General features: G+C 64.8%; 15 protein-coding genes. 9 read left to right on the forward strand and 6 right to left on the reverse strand.

Translation table 11 applies throughout. The features are described 5' to 3' along the window. Positions 1-70: 70 nt before the first annotated feature. Positions 71-1,033 carry a Bug family tripartite tricarboxylate transporter substrate binding protein gene (locus ACSQ27_RS17790; protein WP_436156826.1) on the reverse strand — a complete coding sequence of 321 codons (963 nt, stop codon included), beginning with the start codon at positions 1,031-1,033 and terminating at the stop codon, positions 71-73. Positions 1,034-1,257: 224 nt separating this feature from the next. Between ACSQ27_RS17790 and ACSQ27_RS17795 the strand changes: the two genes are divergently transcribed. Next, positions 1,258-1,986, forward strand: coding sequence for a hypothetical protein (locus ACSQ27_RS17795; protein WP_436156827.1), 729 nt, complete (start codon positions 1,258-1,260; stop codon positions 1,984-1,986). An 18-nt stretch (positions 1,987-2,004) separates the two neighbouring features. Here the strand turns inward: ACSQ27_RS17795 and ACSQ27_RS17800 are convergent, their stop codons facing one another. Further along, positions 2,005-2,838, reverse strand: a complete 834-nt coding sequence (locus ACSQ27_RS17800; protein ID WP_436156828.1) for an aldo/keto reductase — start codon at positions 2,836-2,838, stop codon at positions 2,005-2,007. A 155-nt stretch (positions 2,839-2,993) separates the two neighbouring features. Here ACSQ27_RS17800 and ACSQ27_RS17805 point away from each other — a divergent pair, with 155 nt between their 5' ends. After that, complete coding sequence (locus tag ACSQ27_RS17805) at positions 2,994-3,305, forward strand: cupin domain-containing protein (protein WP_413330334.1); 312 nt, start codon at positions 2,994-2,996, stop codon at positions 3,303-3,305. Positions 3,306-3,317: 12 nt separating this feature from the next. Here the strand turns inward: ACSQ27_RS17805 and ACSQ27_RS17810 are convergent, their stop codons facing one another. Beyond that, positions 3,318-4,409 carry a DUF6352 family protein gene (locus ACSQ27_RS17810; protein ID WP_436156829.1) on the reverse strand — a complete coding sequence of 364 codons (1,092 nt, stop codon included), beginning with the start codon at positions 4,407-4,409 and terminating at the stop codon, positions 3,318-3,320. Between the two features lie 207 nt (positions 4,410-4,616). On the opposite strand from ACSQ27_RS17810, the gene ACSQ27_RS17815 reads away from it, so the two are divergent. The 6 genes from ACSQ27_RS17815 (at position 4,617) to ACSQ27_RS17840 (ending at position 12,144) form a co-directional block, all read left to right on the forward strand. After that, positions 4,617-6,971 (forward strand): DUF6600 domain-containing protein, encoded by a 2,355-nt coding sequence (locus tag ACSQ27_RS17815; RefSeq protein ID WP_436156830.1) that lies wholly within the window; start codon positions 4,617-4,619, stop codon positions 6,969-6,971. A 308-nt stretch (positions 6,972-7,279) separates the two neighbouring features. Continuing rightward, entirely contained in the window at positions 7,280-8,053 is a 774-nt protein-coding gene (locus ACSQ27_RS17820) for an ABC transporter ATP-binding protein (RefSeq protein ID WP_436157253.1), read from the forward strand. Beyond that, positions 8,053-8,757, forward strand: a complete 705-nt coding sequence (locus ACSQ27_RS17825; RefSeq protein WP_436156831.1) for an ABC transporter ATP-binding protein — start codon at positions 8,053-8,055, stop codon at positions 8,755-8,757. Before ACSQ27_RS17820 ends, ACSQ27_RS17825 begins: the two co-directional genes overlap by 1 nt. A gap of 61 nt (positions 8,758-8,818) precedes the next feature. Further along, a complete protein-coding gene (locus tag ACSQ27_RS17830) occupies positions 8,819-10,012 on the forward strand; it encodes an ABC transporter substrate-binding protein (protein ID WP_436156832.1) in 1,194 nt (397 codons plus the stop codon). A 157-nt stretch (positions 10,013-10,169) separates the two neighbouring features. Further along, positions 10,170-11,054, forward strand: coding sequence for a branched-chain amino acid ABC transporter permease (locus ACSQ27_RS17835; RefSeq protein WP_436156833.1), 885 nt, complete (start codon positions 10,170-10,172; stop codon positions 11,052-11,054). 121 nt (positions 11,055-11,175) lie between these two features. Beyond that, complete coding sequence (locus tag ACSQ27_RS17840) at positions 11,176-12,144, forward strand: branched-chain amino acid ABC transporter permease (protein ID WP_436156834.1); 969 nt, start codon at positions 11,176-11,178, stop codon at positions 12,142-12,144. Between the two features lie 73 nt (positions 12,145-12,217). Here the strand turns inward: ACSQ27_RS17840 and ACSQ27_RS17845 are convergent, their stop codons facing one another. Together ACSQ27_RS17845 and ACSQ27_RS17850 are read right to left on the reverse strand one after the other, a co-directional pair. Beyond that, complete coding sequence (locus ACSQ27_RS17845) at positions 12,218-13,084, reverse strand: transglutaminase-like domain-containing protein (RefSeq protein ID WP_436156835.1); 867 nt, start codon at positions 13,082-13,084, stop codon at positions 12,218-12,220. 188 nt (positions 13,085-13,272) lie between these two features. Next, positions 13,273-14,292, reverse strand: a complete 1,020-nt coding sequence (locus ACSQ27_RS17850) for a GlxA family transcriptional regulator (protein ID WP_436156836.1) — start codon at positions 14,290-14,292, stop codon at positions 13,273-13,275. 107 nt (positions 14,293-14,399) lie between these two features. Here ACSQ27_RS17850 and ACSQ27_RS17855 point away from each other — a divergent pair, with 107 nt between their 5' ends. Further along, on the forward strand, positions 14,400-15,047 hold the full coding sequence (locus ACSQ27_RS17855; protein WP_436156837.1) for an isochorismatase family protein: 648 nt from the start codon (positions 14,400-14,402) through the stop codon (positions 15,045-15,047). Positions 15,048-15,068: 21 nt separating this feature from the next. On the opposite strand, the gene ACSQ27_RS17860 is transcribed toward ACSQ27_RS17855, so the two are convergent. Further along, positions 15,069-17,111, reverse strand: coding sequence for a calcium-binding protein (locus tag ACSQ27_RS17860; protein WP_436156838.1), 2,043 nt, complete (start codon positions 17,109-17,111; stop codon positions 15,069-15,071). Positions 17,112-17,120: the final 9 nt, after the last annotated feature.

Below are 17,120 nucleotides of genomic sequence, written 5' to 3' on the forward strand. Positions count from 1 at the left end.
GCGCTGCGGTCCATAAAAAAAGGCGGCGCCCGTCTGGGCGCCGCCTTTGTGCGGTGAAAGCGTAGACCGCTTATTCGATGGTCGCGCCGGAAGCCTGCACGATGCTCTTCCATTTCACATAGTCGGTCTTGAGCAGGCTGGAGAACTGCTCGGGCGTCATGTTCTGCACTTCGGCGCCCTGGGCGTGGATGGCGGCCTTCATCTCGGGCGTGGCCAGCAGCTTGTTGACCTCGGCATTGACGGTGGCGACGATGTCCTTGGAAGTACCGGCCGGCATGAACAGGCCGTACCAGGTGCTGACGTCAAAGTCCTTGTAGCCGAGTTCGGCCACGGTGGGCACTTCGGGCAGCGAGGTGCTGCGGCGGGCCGAGGTGACGGCCAGCGGGCGCAGCTTGCCCGACTTGATCTGGGCGATGGCCGAGGGCAGCGAGGACACCATGAGGTCCACGTTGCCGGCCAGCACGTCCATCATGGCCGGGTTGGAGCCCTTGTAGGGCACGTGGCGCAGCTTGATGTTGGCGGCGCTGTTGAAGATCTCGCCGGCCAGGTGGATGGTCGTGCCGTTGCCGGGTGAACCGTAGGTGATGCTGTCGGGCGCGGCCTTGGCGGCTGCCACCACGTCGGCCAGGGTCTTGAAGCGCGACTGCACGCCGGTGACGATGACCACCGGCGTGTAAGCCACGTGGGCCACAGCCACCAGGTCTTTGGTCGGGTCGTAGCTCAGGTTTTTGTACAGCCAGGGCGCGACGACCAGGTTGTCCTTCTGGCCCATGACCATGTCGTAGCCGGTGGGCGCGGCGCGCACGGCTTCGGCGATGCCGATGGTGCCGCCGGCGCCGCCGCGGTTGTCGGGGATCACCGTCCATTTGCTGACCTCGGTCAGCTTGTTGGCCACCAGGCGCGACAGGATGTCGGTGCCGCCGCCGGGCGGGAAGGGAACGATCAGGCGTATCGGTTTGGCCGGGTAGGTCTGGGCCTGCGCGGCGCAGAGCACCAACGCGAGGGCGATAAAAGACAGAATTTTGCGAAGCATGGGGAAAAGTCTCCTGATGGGGTCTGCCAAGCATAAGGCGAATGAAAAAACACCCCGCATGCAGCCGGTTTTTGACCCCCGATTTTATTCGCCGCCCTGTCTATACAACACGGCGGTGCCGCGCGGCTCTAGCGTGATGCGCGGGGGCGGGCGTCTCGATCGGCGATGGCCTCGGCCCGGGCCACCTATGATCAGGCCCTCAATAAAATTCAGGGAGGCTTTGCATGCCATCAACTTCTTCCGCCGCGCCCTCCATGGTGCGCACCGGCGCCAAAGCCGGTGTGGCGTTTGCCGGTTCCGTCGCCACGGGATTTTTGCTGGCTGTCCTGCTCGGCGGCGGCGTGTTCTTCTTTTACCTGAGCCGGTTGTCCGGCCCCGGCATGCCCGCCGCGGCGCACGCGGGCGGTGCCGGTGCCGTCCTCGCCTTGCTGTTTTCGCCGCCCTTGCTGGTCGGTTTTCTGCTGCTGGCCTTTGTGCCCATCTACCTGATGCTGGGCGTGGCGCGCGGCCGCAGCCGGGCGGTGCAGCACATCGTGATGAACCATGGGGAAGCCATGGCGCAGCGCCTGACGGAGGTGATTGCCGGACGCATCGAGGCCATGCCGCGCACCAAAGGCGCGCTGGAGCGCGTGGCCGACGTGCTGTCAGCCGATGCCATCGTCCAGCAACTGGCGCCGGTGCTGGGCCAGGGCCGCGCCGTGCGCGGCATGGTCAATTTTGTGCTGAACCGCCTGCCGCTGGCTGATCTGATGGCGCAATGGCAGCAAGGCCGTGCCGCGGAAACTGCCGCCGCACCCGCGCCGGGCGCGCCCGATCCGGCCTTGCGCGCACTGCTCGCGCAGCGTATCGGCGAAACCTTGCAGGACGCCGCCACGCCTTCCCGCAAGCCCCTCTACATCGCCATGGCCGTCCAGGCCGCCCTGCTGGCGCTGGGGGTGTGGCTGACGCGTTGACGCTCGCGGTCGATACGCCTAGATCATCTCCAGCGGGGTGGCACGGGAAGGAGGCTTGAACAGCGCGTCCAACTCGGCCAACTGCTCAGGGCTGAGTTGAATGCCGGCCGCCGCGACGTTCTCGCGCAGGCGGTCGGGATGGCTGGTTTTGGGAATCGCGATCACACCTTCCTGCGCCAGCAGCCAGGCCAGCGCGGCCTGGGCCGGCGGCATGCCGTGGCTTTTGGCGAAGCGGGCCAGGCCTGTATGGCGCAACAGGCGCGCCTGTTCTATCGGCGAATAGGCCATGACGGGCACACGCCGCTCGCGCAGCCAGGGCAGCAGGTCCCATTCGATGCCGCGCCGCGTGAGGTTGTACAGCAGCTGGTTGGCCTGCACCTCCTGCCCGCCGGGCAGGTCCCACAGTTCCTGCATGTCGGCCAAGTCCAAATTGCTGACACCGTAGTGCCGGATCTTGCCGGCCTTTTGCAGTGCCATGAAGCCCTGCAGGGTTTCGGCCAGCGGCACCGAGCCGCGCCAGTGCAGCAGGTAGAGGTCTATGCGGTCGGTGCGCAGCCTGCGCAGGCTGCGCTCGCAGGCGGCCACCATGCCAGCCATGGAGGCATTGTGCGGGTACACCTTGCTCACGATAAAGGCCTCGTCGCGCCGGCCCTGCAGCGCCTCGCCGACCAGTTCCTCAGAGAGCCCTTCGCCATACATTTCAGCGGTGTCGACCAGCGTGCAACCCAGGTCCAGGCCCAGCCGCAAGGTCGCGAGTTCGTCGGCGCGGCGAGGCCGCGCATCGCCCATGTTCCAGGTGCCCATGCCCAGGGCGGGGACGGCTTCGCCGCCGGGCAGCAATACGGTTTTCATGCGAATCATCTTAGCGCCGCGGAGCCGGGCGGGGGGCATTCAGTGATGCGCTTATGGAATCAATGCAGGCCGAAGAATTCATGTTTCATGCAGCCCCGCGACGTAGCATGGCCTGGCTTTCATTGCGCGATGGCGCCCACCCCATGGAGACCGACATGAAGATCATCCGAAGCAAGGATTTCACCGCGACACGCGCCTGGGGCGCGATGACGGTGGCGAATATGCAGGGCATCACGACCCGGCTGCACTGGACCGACAAACCCTACAAATGGCACATCAACGAAGGCGAAGAAGTGTTTGCCGTGCTCGACGGCCGCGTCGAGATGCGCTACCGCGACAACTGCGGCCAATGCTCGGTGATGCTGGAAACCGGCGACATCTTTTTCGCGAGTGCGGGCACCGAGCACATCGCCTCGCCGGTGGGCGAAGCCCGCGTGCTGGTGGTGGAAGTGGAGGGCAGCGACTGAAGGCCTGGCCTTCTAGGAAGCCGCCGGCGGCAGCGGCAGGTTGACCAGCAGGTTTTGCGGCTTGAGCCTGAGCACGCCACCGGCGTCCATCATCAGCCCCAGGTACACCGGCTTGCCCGCCACGTCGGCGCGCATCTCGCGGGGGTCGGCGAAGTCCAGCCGGAACAGGCTGACCAGCCGCTGCAGGCGCGCCGGCTCCACCTCGCGGCCTTCATACAGATCATTGAGCAGGGCCGTCGCCTCCACGTCCAGGCCCAGGTGCCAGCGCCAGGCCTCGTCGTCGACCTTTTGCACGGGACGGATGGTGACGGCAATGCAGAGGAAATGCGCTACCCATTTCTGCAGCACGCCTGCCAGCGCCTTGAGGCCGGAACGCGCGCGCACCAGGGTCAGCACCAGGCCGTGGCCCAGTTCATTGTTCACCTCATGCGTGAGGTCCAGCAAAAAACGGTGGCGGCCGGTCCCTTCGGCCTCTTCGGTCTCTTGCCAGTACGCGGCGGCGTTGCCGTCATTGAGCACCTGCAATTCGATGGCGCGCACCGGCGCACCCGCCTCGGCCAGGAAGCGGCCGAAGTCGCCCACGCCGCCGGTTTCATGGAACATGTCGATGACCACCAGGTCGCCGCTGAGCACCCTGCCCCCTTCGGTGCTGATGCGCTGGGGCCGAAAAAGCATTTCGGCGGCGCGCACTTCGTAGGCATCCGTGGAGTCGGCCAGCAAGCTACGCAGGATGGCCTGCACGATCAGGTCAATGAAAAGCGGCGGTATGTCGACGCGGCCCGTGCCGTCGCGCGGAAACAGGCCCAGGTAATAAGCCTCCAGCGTGCCCGCGGCCAGCAGGCCGTCGCGGAAACGCAAAAACAAGGCGTAGTTGTCACGCGCATCGGCGTCTTGCAGCGCCTGCAATTCGCCGGGCGCCACCGGCCTCGACGGTGAAGCCGCCAGCGCGGCGTGCAGGGCGCATTCGGCCTCGCAGGACTCGGGCACCAGGGCCAGTTCGGGCCGCGCCAGGAACAGCCGCAGGTAATCGTCGGTGGGCTGGAGCCAGCCGCGCGCCGTGGGCTGGAGTTGTTCGAAGCCGCTCGAAGGCCAGAAGTTTTGCATGGGCGACATCGTCTCACATCGTTGACGGGACGCATCCATTACATCCTGTTTCATCGCACCCGCGAATCAAGCAATCTTTACTGCTTGTTAGCACTCCATCCATCTTCAGGCACGTTGTCATGGGTATGGTGGTCTTCACAGGGCCACCTCCTCCATCGAGGCCTTCATCAAGGATGAGCCCGCAACGACAGGAAGAAAGCGCGCACCATGACCTCCAACGACACCGAACTATCCCGCAGCGACCCCGGCCATGCTTTCCGGGACTTTCGCTTTTCCGATCTTTACTGGTACCTCGTGCTGCTGGCCGTGGCCTTTGTGCTGGCCCTGCTGCAGCCCGTCGCCTGGGCGCAGCAGCCCGCGCCGCAAGGCGAGGCATTGGACCCGCCCAGCAGCGTGGCGCGGCTCAACCTGGCCGAAGGCGCCGTGAGTTTTGCACCCGGCGATGCGGCCGATGCCTGGACACCTGCCGTGCTGAACCGGCCGCTGACCGCCGGCGACAGGCTGTGGACGGGCCCGCAGGCGCGCGCCGAACTCTACGCCGGCTCCACCGCCGTGCGCATGAACGGCCAGACCAGCCTGGACCTGCTCGCGCTGGACGACAACACCACCCAGCTGCGCCTGGCCCAGGGCACGCTCAGGCTGCGCGTGCGCCAGCTGTTTGAGGGCCAGCGCCTGGAAGTCGACACGCCCAACCTGGCTTTTGTGGTGTCGCAACCCGGCGACTACCGCCTCGACGTGGACCCGGCCGGCAACACCACGCGCGTGATCGCGCAGTCCGGCGCCGGCGTGATTTACGGCGACGGTTCGGCCTCGGTGAACCTGGCCGGCGGCCAGCAGGCCAATTTCGGCGGCACGCAACTGGTGCCGGCGGGGCCGGCCGCCACGCGGCAGGACGATTTCGACCTGTGGGCCGCCAACCGGGACCGTCTTGAGAACCAGTCGGTGTCGGCGCGTTATGTGCCGCGCGAAACCGTCGGTTACCAACAGCTCGACAGCTACGGCAACTGGAGCCAGGACCCGGCCTATGGCGCCGTCTGGATACCGCGCGCCGTGCCCGCCAACTGGGCGCCCTACCGCATGGGCCATTGGGCCTGGGTCTCGCCCTGGGGCTGGACCTGGGTCGACGACGCGCCCTGGGGTTTCGCGCCTTTCCACTACGGCCGCTGGGCGCAGATAGGCCCGCGCTGGGCCTGGGTACCGGGACGGCTGGCGCCGCGCCCGGTGTACGCACCCGCGCTGGTCGCCTTTGTCGGCGGCAGCAGCGGCGGCGTGAGCTGGAACATTTCCGTCGGCGGCGCCGCGCGCCCCGGCGTGGGCTGGTTCCCGCTGGCGCCCGGCGAAGCCTTCCGCCCGGCCTACCGCGTGAGCCCGCGTTACGTCACGCGGGTGAACAACAACATCGTGGTCAACAACACCGTCAACGTCACGAATGTTTACCGCTACCAGCGCCAGCCCGCCGCCGTCACGGCCGTCAGCCGCGAGGACTTCGAGCGCGGCCGGCCGGTGCACGGCAACCCCCACCGGCTGAGCAGCGCCGACCTGGGCCGCGCGCAACTCGTGGCCGACCGCGGCGCCTTGCCGCAGCGCCCGAATCCGTCGGAGCTTCGCGAACGGCTGCGCCCCGTGGCCGCCGCCGCACTGCCGCCGCCCGCCGTGGCCACACGGCCGGTGGTCAGCAGCCGCGAAGACAGGCGTGACGACCGCAGGGATGATCGCCGCGACGGCCGGCGCGATGACAACAACCGGGACGACCGCCGGCCCGCCACTGGCAGGGACCGCGATGCCCGACCACAAGCAGCCGTTCCCGCTTCTCCCGCCGCGCCTGTCGGCGCAGCGCCGGCTGCACGGCCCGCGCCCGCACCGGACCACAGCGCCCTCGAGGCCAGCCAGCGCATGCAACGCGAACAGCAGCGCCAGCAAAGGGAGCGGCAGGAACAGTTGCAAGCCCCGCAACTGGAACAGCAACGCCGCCAGGGCGAGGAAGCCATAGGCCAGCGCGCCCTGCGCGAGCAGGCCCAGCGTGATGCCCGGGCCCGCCAGGAGGCGCAGGAACGCGCCCAGGCCGCGAATGCCAATGCCGATGCACGCGCCAATGCCGATCGCCAAGCCGCCGAACAGGCCAGTCGCAGCCAGCAACAAGCCCAGCGCGAACAGCAGCGCCAGCAAAGAGAGCGCCAGGAACAACTTCAGGCGCCCCAGCTCGAACAGCAGCGCCGTTCCGGTGAAGAATCCATAGGCCAGCGCGCCCTGCGCGAGCAAGCCCAGCGCGACCACGAAAACGCCCGCCAGCAGCAGGCCGCGCAAAGGCAGCAACAACAGCAGCAACATCTGCAACAGCAACAGCAGCAGCAACATTTGCAACAACAGCAACAACGTGCACAGCAGGACCAGCAGCGCCAGGCCCAGGAGCAGCAACAGCAACAACGCCGCCAACAGCAATTGCAGCAACAGCAGCAGTCACAGCGCGACGCCACCCCCGACAAGCCCGCCCGCCAGGCAGACGCCACCAATCCGCGCGGCCAACGCGGCGAAGGCGGCCCAGGCCGCAACCGAGAGCAATAAAAAACCAATGACGGGGACCGGTTTTTTACCGAAGTGCGGCACTCTTTCATCAAGCAGGGGCCGCGGAACCGGCTTTGCCGGGCCGCAGGCGCAGCGCCCCCTCGGGGGGCAGCGAACCACACGCAGTGGGGAGCGTGGGGGCTTTAGGGGATCACGCAAAACTACCTAAGGGTCTGCCCGGTATCGCCTGGGAAGGTGGCTAGCTAGGATGACCACCTGTGTTTCACGGGCCTATGCCCGCGGCTGCATACCTGCCGCGGCGGCCTTCGCGCCCCGTGATTTCAACCCCCCACCAGCCGGAGAGCAATTTGTCCGTGGAGTTCATTCTCGAAACACGAGGGCTGACCAAGGAATTCAAGGGATTCGTGGCCGTCAACAACGTGGACCTCAAAGTCCAGCGCGGGCATATCCATGCGCTGATCGGGCCCAACGGCGCCGGCAAGACCACTTTCTTCAACCTGCTCACCAAGTTCCTGACGCCGACGCGCGGAAGCATTGTCTACAACGGCAGCGACATCACCTTCGAGCAGCCCGCGCAGACGGCGCGGCGCGGCATCGTGCGCTCCTTCCAGATCTCGGCCGTGTTCCCGCACATGACGGTGCTGGAAAACGTGCGCGCCGCGCTGCAGCGCAACCTGGGCACGTCCTTCCACTTCTGGAAGCCCGAGGACAGCCTGTTCCACCTGCACGACCGCGCCCGTGAGCTGCTGGCCGAGGTCGACCTCGGCGCATTTGCCGACGAACTCACCGTGAACCTGCCTTACGGCCGCAAGCGCGCGCTGGAACTCGCCACCACGCTGGCGCTGGAACCCGAGCTGATGCTGCTGGACGAGCCCACCCAGGGCATGGGCCACGAGGACGTGGACCGCGTGACGCAGCTGATCAAAAAAGTCTCGGCCGGCCGCACCATCCTGATGGTCGAGCACAACATGAACGTGGTGTCCTCGATCGCCGACCGCATCACCGTGCTGCAGCGCGGCGCCATCATCGCCGACGGCCCGTATTCCGAAGTGGCGAAGAATCCACTGGTGATCGAAGCCTATATGGGTACCGCGAACACCGAGCTGCAAGGAGCCCACTGATGTCGAAGGAGCTCCTCAAAATTGAAGACCTGCACGCCTGGTACGGCGAGTCGCACATCCTGCATGGCGTGAACCTCACGGTCAACGAAGGCGAAGTCGTGACGCTGCTGGGCCGCAACGGCGCCGGCCGCACCACCACCATGCGCGCCATCGTCGGCATGACGGGCGCGCGCAAGGGCTCGATCAGGATCAACGGCGAGGAAGCCATCAAGCTGGCACCGCACAAGGTGGCCCGGCTGGGCGTGGGCTACTGCCCCGAAGAGCGCGGCATTTTCGCCAGCCTCACGGCCGAAGAAAACCTGATGCTGCCGCCCACCATAGGCCCGGGCGGCATGAGCCTGGACGAAATCTACGCGATGTTTCCCAACCTCAAGGAACGCGCCGGAAGCCCCGGCACGCGCCTGTCGGGCGGCGAGCAGCAGATGCTGGCCGTGGCGCGCATTTTGCGCACCGGCGCGCGCCTGCTGCTGCTCGATGAAATCTCCGAAGGCCTGGCGCCCGTCATTGTGCAGAAGCTCGCCGAGATGATCCTCACGCTCAAGGCCAAGGGCTACACCATCGTGCTGGTAGAGCAGAACTTCCGTTTCGCCGCGCCGCTGGCCGACCGCTTCTACGTCATGGAGCACGGCCGCATCGTCAAGCAGTTCGCGCAGAGCGAGCTGGCCGGCAACATGGGCATGCTGCAGGAATACCTCGGCGTCTGACGCCGGGAGCGCCACCTTCTTTTCAGTCCTAAACCTTCACCCCTCAATAACAGGAGACACCATGAAACTCAAAGCACTTGTTGCCGCACTCGCCCTCGGCCTCACCGGCGCCGCCTTCGCGCAAAACACCGGCCCGATCAAGATCGGCATCATCACCGACATGTCCAGCCTGTACGCCGACATCGACGGACCCGCCGGAGCCGAAATGCTCAGGTGGGCCGTACAGGATTTCGGCGGCAAGGTCCTGAACCGCCCCATCGAGGTGCTGAGCGCCGACCACCAGAACAAGGCCGACGTCGCATCGTCCAAGGCACGCGAGTGGATCGACAAGGACGGCCTGCAGATGCTGATAGGCGGCACCAACTCCGGCACGGCGCTGGCCATGTCCAAAGTCACCACCGAAAAGAAAAAGCCCTTCATCGCCATCGGCGCCGGCTCGGCCCGCCTGACCAATGAAGACTGCTCGCCCTACACCGTGCACTACGCCTACGACACGGTGTCGCTGGCCAAGGTGGCCGGCTCCGCGCTGGTCAAGGCCGGCAACAAGAGCTGGTACTTCCTGACCGCCGACTACGCCTTCGGCTACTCGCTCGAAGGCGACGCCTCCACCGTGGTCAAGGCCAACGGCGGCACCGTCGCCGGCACCGTGCGCCATCCGCTGAACGCCTCCGACTTCTCGTCCTTCCTGCTGCAGGCGCAATCGTCCAAGGCGCAGATCCTGGCCTTGGCCAACGCCGGCGGCGATTTCACCAACGCCATGAAGGCCGCCAAGGAGTTCGGCATCGGCAAGACCATGAAGGTCGCCGGCCTGCTGGTGTTCATCAACGACGTTCACTCCCTGGGCCTGGCCAACACTGAAGGCCTGCAGCTGGCCGACAGCTGGTACTGGAACCAGGACGACGCCTCGCGCAAGTTCGCCAAGCGCTTCTTCGACAAGTACAAGCGCATGCCTTCCAGCCTGCAGGCGGCCGACTATTCCGCCACCATGAACTACCTCAAGGCCGTGCAGACCGCCGGCACCACCGACACCGACAAGGTCATGAGCACGCTCAAGGGCATGAAGATCGACGACTTCTACAACAAGGGCCAGATCCGCGCCGACGGCCGCATGATCCACGATATGTATCTCTATGAAGTCAAGAGCGCCAAGGATTCCAGCACGCCTTGGGACTATTACAAGACCATCGCCAAGGTACCCGGCGACCAGGCCTTCACCACGGTGGCCGAGTCCAAGTGCGCGGCTGTGAAGAAGTAATGGCGTCATGGCGCAAGCCTTGAACTGACGGCAAAAAAACGGAGAAGAACGAGGGGTTTGATCCAGCCGGTCATCCGCAGGGATGGCCGGCTGCATCTTTAATGAAGCCCTCCCATTCCCGCCACCACTAACGGTATCGGTGTCCTGACAGGTTCCCATGGAAATTTTCGGTATTCCCCTGCAAGCGTTTATGGGCCAGCTGATGCTGGGCCTGGTCAATGGTGCCTTCTACGCCATGCTGAGCCTGGGGCTCGCGGTGATTTTCGGCCTGCTGGGCATCGTCAACTTCGCGCACGGCGCGCTCTACATGCTGGGCGCCTTCGCCGCCTGGATCATGCTGGACCAGTTCGGCATGAACTACTGGTTCGCGCTGGTGCTGGCGCCTCTGACGGTCGGCATCCTCGGCGTCATCATCGAGCGGCTTTTCCTCAAGCACCTGTACAAGCTGGACCCGCTTTACGGCCTGCTGCTGACCTTCGGCCTGGCGCTGGTGCTCGAAGGCGTCTTCCGTGAAATTTACGGTGTCTCCGGCCAGAACTACAACGTGCCCGACCTGCTGGCCGGCGCCATGGACCTCGGCTTCATGCGCCTGCCGATTTACCGCGCCTGGGTGGTCGTGGTGTCGCTGGTGGTCTGCCTGGGCACCTGGTTCCTGATCGAACGCACCCGGCTGGGCGCCTACCTGCGCGCCGGCACCGAAAACGCGCCGCTGGTGCAGGCCTTCGGCGTCAACGTGCCCATGATGGTCATGCTGACCTACGGCGCCGGCGCCGCGCTGGCGGCCCTCGCCGGCGTGCTGGCCGCGCCCATCATCCAGGTCAATCCGCTGATGGGCTCCAACCTGATCATCGTGGTCTTCGCCGTCGTTGTGATCGGCGGCATGGGTTCCATCCTCGGCTCGGTCATCACCGGCCTGGGCCTGGGCATCGTCGAAGGCCTGACCCGTGTTTTTTACCCTGAAGCCTCCAACATCGTGGTGTTTGTCATTATGGTGATCGTGCTGATGTTCCGCCCAGCCGGCCTCTTCGGAAAGGAAGCCTAGGAATGTCGGCCCCCACGCTTTTCACTTCGCGTAATGCGCTGCCCCCCGAGGGGGTGCTGCGCCTGCGGCCCCTGCTGGCACTGGAATCCCGTGTTCGCCGTTTGGTTCGATGGATATCTGAATGAATAACGCAAAACAATTGCTGCGCATCACCTACCTTGTCCTGCTGGCCTTTGCGCTGGTCGCGCCTTTCCTGGGCCTCTACCCGGTGTTTGTGATGAAGCTGCTGTGCTTCGCGCTGTTTGCCTGCGCCTTCAACCTGCTGCTGGGTTTCACCGGCCTGCTGTCTTTCGGCCATGCGGCCTTCTTCGGCTCGGCGGCTTACGTCACCGGCTGGTTCATCAAGTCGCAGAACTGGACACCCGAGCTGGCCTTGCTGGCCGGCGCGGTGGCGGCCGGCCTGATAGGCCTGCTGGTCGGCCTGGTGGCGATTCGCCGCCAGGGCATTTATTTCGCCATGATCACGCTGGCCATCGCGCAAATGGTTTACTTCGTCTGCCTGCAGGCGAGCTTTACCGGCGGCGAGGACGGCCTGCAGGGCGTGCCGCGCGGCAAGCTGTTCGGCCTGCTCCCGCTCGAATCCGACATTGCGCTGTATTACGTGGTGGTGGCGGTGTTTGTGGGCTGCTTCCTGTTCATCTCGCGCATCGTGCATTCGCCTTTCGGCCAGGTGCTCAAGATGATCCGCGAGAACGAACCGCGCGCCATCTCGCTCGGCTACAACGTCGACCGCTACAAGCTGCTGGCCTTTGTGCTGTCGGCCTCGCTGGCCGGCCTCGCCGGTTCGATGAAAACGCTGGTCATGGGTTTTGCCACGCTGTCCGACGTGCACTGGTCCATGTCCGGCGAGGTCATCCTGATGACCCTGCTGGGCGGCGTCGGCACCTTCTTCGGCCCGGTCATGGGCTCCGGCATCGTGATCGCGCTGCAGAACCTGCTGGCCGACAAGGTCGGCTCCTGGGTCACCGTTATCATCGGCGCCATCTTTGTGCTGTGCGTGCTGGCCTTCCGCAAGGGCGTGATCGGCGAATTGCAGGCCTTCCTGGAGCGCCGCCGCAATGCCGCCAAGGCGGCATCGCAGCAAGCCTGAGCGGCCGCTTCGCCAACAAAAAAGCGCGCAGAACCTGCGCGCTTTTTTTATGGGCAAGCCAAGATTCAGGCGGTCAGGGCCCGTCCGTCGACAGCGCGTAATTCACATGCTGCGGCAGCACCAATTGCCCCTGTCCGTTGGGCACAGCCTCGATATGGATCAGCGGCTGCGCCGCCTGCACGCTGCCAAAAATCGTGGCAAACGCAATGTCGGCCGCGTCGCGCCCCGTAGCGAAGCGCACAAAGCCCATGGGAATCGCCGTGCCCGAAGGGTCGAAGATGTACCAGCGGTCACCCAGGTAGACCTCGACGTAGGCGTGGAAATCCGGCGGGCCCAGCGCGGGGTCGGCGCCAAAGTCCATGCCGCTGGCCATGCGCGCCGGCAGGCTGGCCGCGCGGCACAAGGCGATCATCAAATGCGCAAAATCGCGGCACACACCCACCCGCTCTATCAAGGTGTCGATGGCCGACGTCGTGCTGTTGCTGGTATTGCCCTGAAAACTCACATGCCGCTGCACCCAGTCGCAAATCGCCCGCGCGCGGCCATAACCGAGCGGCAGGTGGCCGAACTGGCTGTTGGCCAGTGTCAGCAATCGGTCCGACTGGCAGTAGCGGCTGGGGTACAGGTAAGGCAGCACCTCGCCGGGCAAGGCCAGCGGGCTCAGTTCAGGCAGCGAGCCCGGCTGCGACTCGAAATGCACCAGGTCTACGACCGCCGTGTAGCTCAACGTGAACGTGCCCGGCGCGGCATGCAGGCGCAGGAACCGGCTTTGCGTGGCCGGGTCGGTATAACTGCTGGTGGGCACCGGCTGGCTCAAGCCCAGTGACTCGCTCACCACCAATTGCCGCGGCGTGTAGGCTGCCTGGATATTGAAGATGAAGTCGGCGCCAGGCGCCATCACCTCGTAGCCCAGCACGGTGGAAAACTCAAGCCTGACCATGGGATGCTTTCTTTGCTTTGGGGGTTGGCTCCCAAACAGGGAGCCGGTGTATCCGCGGCGACCGGAACCGTTCGCCATCAGCACCCATTAGGCGCGCAAAACAGGTCCCCATCGACTGTTGGCGAAGTTTTCGGGGAAGCCCTGGCCTTCGAAGCCGACAGGCCCGCGTCGCCCGCGCCTACAAAAAACTAGGTAGCGCGAAACTCGCGCCGGTACGCCGATGGGGACGTGCCTAGCGTTGCCGCGAAATGCTGGCGCAAAGACACCGCCGAGCCGAAGCCCGCGTCGGCGGCGATCTGCTCCATGGAACGGTCGGTCGACTCCAGCTGGCGCTGCGCCAGGCCCAGGCGCTGGCTGGTGAGCCACTGGCCCACTGTGGTGCCCGTGACCTGCCGGAAATGCCGCGTGAAGGTGCGCCGGCTCATCAGCGCGCGCGCCGCCAGGGCGTCAAGGCTGTGCGGCTGGCCCAGGTTTTTCTGCACCCAGGCCAGGATGGCCGACAGCCGGTGGTCGGCGCCCGTGGCCGGCAAGGGCTGCTCGACATATTGGGCCTGCCCGCCCTGGCGCTGCGGCGCCACCACCATGCGGCGCGCCACACGGTTCGCCACCTCGGCGCCGTAGTCCAGGCGCAGCACGTGCAGGCAGCAGTCGATGCCGGCCGCCGTGCCGGCCGAGGTCAGCACGTCGCCGTCGTCCACATACAGCACGTCGGGCTGCAAGCGCACTTGGGGGTAGCGCGCGGCAAAGGCCGGCACCAGCGCCCAGTGCGTGGTCGCCGGGCGCCCGTCGAGCAGGCCGGCCTCGGCCAGCACAAACGCACCGAGGCACAGGCCCACGATGCGCGCGCCGCGCCGGTGCGCGGCCTGCAAAGCCTTGAGCAAGGCCTCGGGCGGGCGCTCCATCGCGTCGCGCCAGGACGGCACCACGATGGTCTGCGCCTTCGCGAGCGCGCCCAGGCCTTTGTCCACCTGGATGCCGAAGCCCGAGGTGGTGCGCAGCGTGCCGGGTTTTTCAGCGCACACCACGAGCTTGAAGCGCGGCTGGTCCGTCGCCGAAAAGTCGTTGCCGAACACCATGCAGGGCACCGACAGATGAAAAGGACTGATGCCGTCAAAGGCGACCACGGCCACGCTGCCGTCCGGGTGCGCGGCAAATTTTTCGGGCCTGGCGGCGGCTTTGCGGGCTGAATGCAGGGGTCGTGGTGACATGGCCCGATTCTATCGTGCATTGTCATTCGGGCCACTGGCTTGTAAACCCGTTCACGCCAACAATTCATCCATCACCAACAACAACCGCTTCAAGCACAGAAAACTTCATGACCACCAGCAACACCACCCCCCCCAAAGCCCCGCGCCGCGCCCTCGTCGTAATCGACGTGCAGATGGAATACTTCAACGGCGGCCTGCTCATCGAATACCCACCCGTGGCCCAAACCCTGCCCAACATCGCCCGCGCCATGGACGCCGCGCGCGCGGCCGGCATTCCAACAGTCGTGGTGCAACACAGCGAATCCGCCGCCGCACCGGTGTTCGCCAAAGGCTCGGCCACCTGGGCACTGCACGAGGCCGTGGCCAGCCGCCCGCGCGACCATTACATCGAGAAAGCCTGGCCCAGCGTCTACACCGGAACCGACTTTGCATCATGGCTGGAACAGCACGGCATAGACACCCTCACCGTGATCGGCTACATGACGCACAACTGCGACGCCTCCACGATTTTTGAAGCCACGCACCGCGGCCTGCACGTCGAATTTTTGACAGACGCCACCGGCGCCCTGCCCTATACCAACGAAGCCGGCAGCGCCAGCGCCGAGGAAATCCACCGCGTGTTCAGCGTGGTGTTCCACTCGCGCTTTGCCGCCGCCGGGTCTACCGATGCATGGATCAACGCCATCGAGGCGCGTGGACGGCTGGAGAAGAACAACGTGCTCGCGTCGAATCGCGCGGCGCTGGCTGCACGTTAAACCTGGCGCGGCGCGGGCGGCTCAATGCCAGGCGCTTCCCATCACCGGCGCCAGCGCCGCCGCATAAGCTGCCGACAGGTCCATTTGGCCCATGGCCGGCGGCGTATAAGCGGCCATGGCCTGCACCAGGCTCTCGACGTCAGAGTCGAGCAGCAGCTTGCCGTCATCGGTTTTGATCTGTTCGACGTGGTACCGGCTGCCCAGATACCAGTTTTGCATCGTCGCCTTGTCCGCGGTACCGATGATGCTGACTTCCAGGTCATTGCCCAGGTGGCGAAACCATAGCTGCCCGTGGCTGATATCAGCGCCGAAAGACAGCACGTCGTTGATACCCGACGTTGCGTCGTCTTCCACGATGCGGTCCTGCCCCATGCCCCGGTCAGCCTGGTAGGTGTCGCCGCCATGACCCCCTGCGAGGATGTTGTTGCCGGCGTTGCCGCTCAGCACATTGGCCAGGGTATTCCCGGTGCCGTTGGTATTCCTATTGCCCAGCAGCGTCAGATTTTCCACATTGGCCCCCAAGGTGTAGCTGGGCAGATAGCTTTGCACCGTGTCAGTACCCTCTTCAGCATCCTCGACCACCACATCGCCCGCTTCATCGACAAAATAGAGGTCGTTGCCAAGGCCGCCCACAAGCCGGTCGGCACCCTGGGTGAGCACGGGAATATCAACAGGCCAGGCCTGCTCGCCTGCCGTCAACCAGGCCTCCTGGATCGGTTCAAAGACGCGGGTCTCCTGAGAGAAATGCCAGTTCTCATAGCCCCACCAGTCCCAGGAGTTCATACTCCAGTCCCAGGAGTTCATATTCGATTCCCAGGAGTTCATATTCCATTCCCAGGAGTTCATGTCGCCGGTCACGGACACCACGCGGCTGTCATTGCTGTTGAGCGCGAAATAACCGTCGGAAAAGTACAGCGGCGAATCCACGCCGAACACCTTTATGTCCAGGCGCTCGCTTTGCCCTTCTGGCAGTTCACGGCTGAAGCTGTAGATGCCCGTGTTCTGGTCAACTGTCTGGCTGTAATCGGAAAATTTCCCGCTCAGGTGGACGCTGCCCACGTTGATATCCACGTTGCCGATGTCTACATGGCTACCCGGTGTGACATAAATGTTGGCCGAACTGCCGATCCCACCCTCAAACCTCAAAGACCCGCCGGCCATGACGCAAGGGACAAGGCCGTCTTCTATCGTGAGGGAGACGGTAGGACTTCCATACACGTAATAGACCGCGCTGCTGTCGCCCATCACCGTCATCCATACCGTGGAAGCATCATCCCCAGTCACTCCGTCGAGCAGGTCGTCCTCGTCTCCACCAATGAGGGTGCCTTCCATGCCCCACAACACATCGTCACCCGCGTCACCGGCAACAAGATCGTCGTAGCTCGAGCCGAACACGGTGTCGTCGCCTGCGCCGGCGGCAATGACATCGGGGTCGGGGCTTGAGAGGTCAATCCAGGTTTGCGCGCCATTGACCCACTGGTTCGTGCCGACGGGGTCAAACTGGACTTGCGCAAGAGCGTTGATGCCAAATACAGGATTCCACGCCTGGACCGACGAATACGAATAGGGGTTGACCACATAGGCCTGTACAAGTGGATTGAGTGCGGTGAATTCAAAGGGCGCATCGGCAAAAATGAGGGCCGGTTTGTCAAACCATACCGACAGAATGGACGCCAGCCCAGCCCCTAATGAATGCCCCGTAAAGGTCATGGTGGCGCCCGGGTTCTGCTCTTTGACTCGCTGGTAAAACAGCGCAGCCTGGAACAACTGGGAAGAGCTAAACCCCAGGCTGCCACCCAGGCCAAAATCGGCGATCAGGTCGCTGTATGTCTGGGGGTTGTTGGTGCCCAGCAGGAAATCCGTGCCTTTGCAGGCAACTACTATTTCATTGCCCTTTTTGTAGGCGTTGATGGACAGTCCGCTGGAAAATACGCCGCCAGTGGATCCGCCTTCGCCACTTAGGATGGTCCATCCTAGCGGGACCACGTTCAGCTTGTTGAAATCACCTCTTGCGTCGTTATAGACGGCGGCAGACAGCAGCGAATATTCTTGTTTAGTGACCATATTGGTCTC

The sequence above is a fragment of the Polaromonas sp. LjRoot131 genome, assembly GCF_964252805.1.
Lineage (GTDB): Bacteria > Pseudomonadota > Gammaproteobacteria > Burkholderiales > Burkholderiaceae_C > Polaromonas.

Coding starts and splice junctions, on each gene's coding strand:
- ACSQ27_RS17850 (WP_436156836.1), bottom strand. CDS start 14,292: ATGTCACCACGACCCCTGCATTCAGCCCGCAAAGCCGCCGCCAGGCCC.
- ACSQ27_RS17815 (WP_436156830.1), top strand. CDS start 4,617: ATGACCTCCAACGACACCGAACTATCCCGCAGCGACCCCGGCCATGCT.
- ACSQ27_RS17840 (WP_436156834.1), top strand. CDS start 11,176: ATGAATAACGCAAAACAATTGCTGCGCATCACCTACCTTGTCCTGCTG.
- ACSQ27_RS17795 (WP_436156827.1), top strand. CDS start 1,258: ATGCCATCAACTTCTTCCGCCGCGCCCTCCATGGTGCGCACCGGCGCC.
- ACSQ27_RS17810 (WP_436156829.1), bottom strand. CDS start 4,409: ATGCAAAACTTCTGGCCTTCGAGCGGCTTCGAACAACTCCAGCCCACG.
- ACSQ27_RS17845 (WP_436156835.1), bottom strand. CDS start 13,084: ATGGTCAGGCTTGAGTTTTCCACCGTGCTGGGCTACGAGGTGATGGCG.
- ACSQ27_RS17835 (WP_436156833.1), top strand. CDS start 10,170: ATGGAAATTTTCGGTATTCCCCTGCAAGCGTTTATGGGCCAGCTGATG.
- ACSQ27_RS17800 (WP_436156828.1), bottom strand. CDS start 2,838: ATGAAAACCGTATTGCTGCCCGGCGGCGAAGCCGTCCCCGCCCTGGGC.
- ACSQ27_RS17860 (WP_436156838.1), bottom strand. CDS start 17,111: ATGGTCACTAAACAAGAATATTCGCTGCTGTCTGCCGCCGTCTATAAC.
- ACSQ27_RS17805 (WP_413330334.1), top strand. CDS start 2,994: ATGAAGATCATCCGAAGCAAGGATTTCACCGCGACACGCGCCTGGGGC.
- ACSQ27_RS17855 (WP_436156837.1), top strand. CDS start 14,400: ATGACCACCAGCAACACCACCCCCCCCAAAGCCCCGCGCCGCGCCCTC.
- ACSQ27_RS17825 (WP_436156831.1), top strand. CDS start 8,053: ATGTCGAAGGAGCTCCTCAAAATTGAAGACCTGCACGCCTGGTACGGC.
- ACSQ27_RS17830 (WP_436156832.1), top strand. CDS start 8,819: ATGAAACTCAAAGCACTTGTTGCCGCACTCGCCCTCGGCCTCACCGGC.
- ACSQ27_RS17790 (WP_436156826.1), bottom strand. CDS start 1,033: ATGCTTCGCAAAATTCTGTCTTTTATCGCCCTCGCGTTGGTGCTCTGC.